Here is a 1,380-nt window from a genome sequence, read left to right as displayed (position 1 = left end):
CGGCGTCGCCGACTGGCTGGACAGCGAGGGCCATGGCGCGATGTTGCTGGCCGCCGAAGTGGAAATGAAGCACATCCTGGCCACTGCGCCGGCCCTGGCCGAAGTGGTGGCCGGCCCGCTGGACGGGCAGACGGTGGTGCTTACCGGCACGCTGGCCCAGCTCAATCGCGATACCGCCAAGGAGCGTCTGGAGGCGCTGGGCGCCAAGGTGTCCGGCAGCGTGTCGAAGAAGACCAGTTTCGTGGTGGCAGGCACCGAGGCGGGTTCAAAGCTGGACAAGGCGCAATCGCTGGGCGTTCCGGTGTGGGATGAAGAGCGCCTGCTGGCCTACCTGGCCGAACACGAGTGATGAACCGGCCGGGTGCGCAGGCACCCGGCACGCAACCGCAAAGGAACACTGATGCAGACCGCTCCGCTGGATTTCCGCCTGGCCACCCGTGCCGACGAGGAACTGCTGATCGCGCTGATGCGCGATTTCTACGCCGAAGACAAGATCGAATTCGACGATGCGCGCGTACGCCGTGGTGTCGATGCGCTGCTGGCCGATCCGCGCAACGGGGAAGTACTGCTGTGGTTGGACGAGGCCGCGGCCGTCGTTGGCTATGCGGTCATCGCGATGGGCTTCAGCCTGGAGCAGGGCGGCCATTTCATGCTGCTGGACGAGCTCTACCTCAGCCACCGCGCGCGTGGCCGTGGCCGTGGCAAGCGGGCACTGGCCATCTGCGAACAACGCGCGCGCGGGCGCGGGGTCAGCCGGCTGCGGCTGGAGGTGAACCATCACAACGAACTGGCGCGCCGCCTGTACCTGGCCAGTGGCTACATCGATGACACGCGCGATCTGCTGACCCTGCCGCTAGACCATCCGCGCCCGGAGGGCATCCTGTGAGCGAGGCACTGCTGCGCAGCCTGCAACAGCGCGCCACGCTCAATGCGCTGGTGCGGCGCTTCTTCGCCGAGCGTGGCGTGCTGGAAGTGGAAACGCCGATTCTTTCCGTGGCCGGCAACACCGAGCCGAACATCGACAGCTTCCATACCGATTTCAGCGGCCACGTCGATGCGGGCGGTCGACGCCGCTGGCTGCGCACCTCGCCGGAGTTCCCGCTCAAGCGCCTGCTCGCTGCCGGCGTGGGCGATTGCTATGAGCTCGGCCGGGTGTTCCGCAATGGCGAAGCCGGTGGCCGCCACAATCCCGAGTTCACCATGCTGGAGTGGTATCGGGTTGGCTGGGACCACCATCGATTGCTGCAGGAAACCGCGGAACTGGTGGTGCAGGCACTGGCGCTGGTTGGCCGCAGCGCGACATTGCGCGTGCTGAGCTATCGCGAACTGTTCCAGCAACACGCAGGCGTGGACCCGTTCGATGCCGATGAGGGGCAACTG

Annotated in this window: 3 protein-coding genes; all 3 read left to right on the top strand. The window is 66.6% G+C overall.

Going from position 1 to position 1,380, the window contains the following annotated elements; genetic code table 11:
* The coding region (locus AB4Y84_RS21675) for a BRCT domain-containing protein (protein WP_442250934.1) at positions 1 to 349 on the top strand (349 nt) is incomplete at its 5' end.
* A 51-nt stretch (positions 350 to 400) separates the two neighbouring features.
* The gene (locus AB4Y84_RS21670; protein WP_025876917.1) at positions 401 to 886 is read left to right on the top strand and encodes a GNAT family N-acetyltransferase; all 486 of its coding nucleotides are present in this window, start codon (positions 401 to 403) and stop codon (positions 884 to 886) included.
* Positions 883 to 1,380: amino acid--tRNA ligase-related protein (locus AB4Y84_RS21665; RefSeq protein ID WP_442250933.1), on the top strand; the 498-nt coding region annotated here is incomplete at its 3' end. The genes AB4Y84_RS21670 and AB4Y84_RS21665, both read left to right, overlap by 4 nt.

It is taken from the genome of Stenotrophomonas sp. 2YAF22 (assembly GCF_052114665.1).
GTDB lineage: Bacteria > Pseudomonadota > Gammaproteobacteria > Xanthomonadales > Xanthomonadaceae > Stenotrophomonas > Stenotrophomonas indicatrix.
The sequence above is the reverse complement of the archived record's forward strand: the minus strand, read 5'-3'. Positions and strand labels throughout refer to the sequence as shown.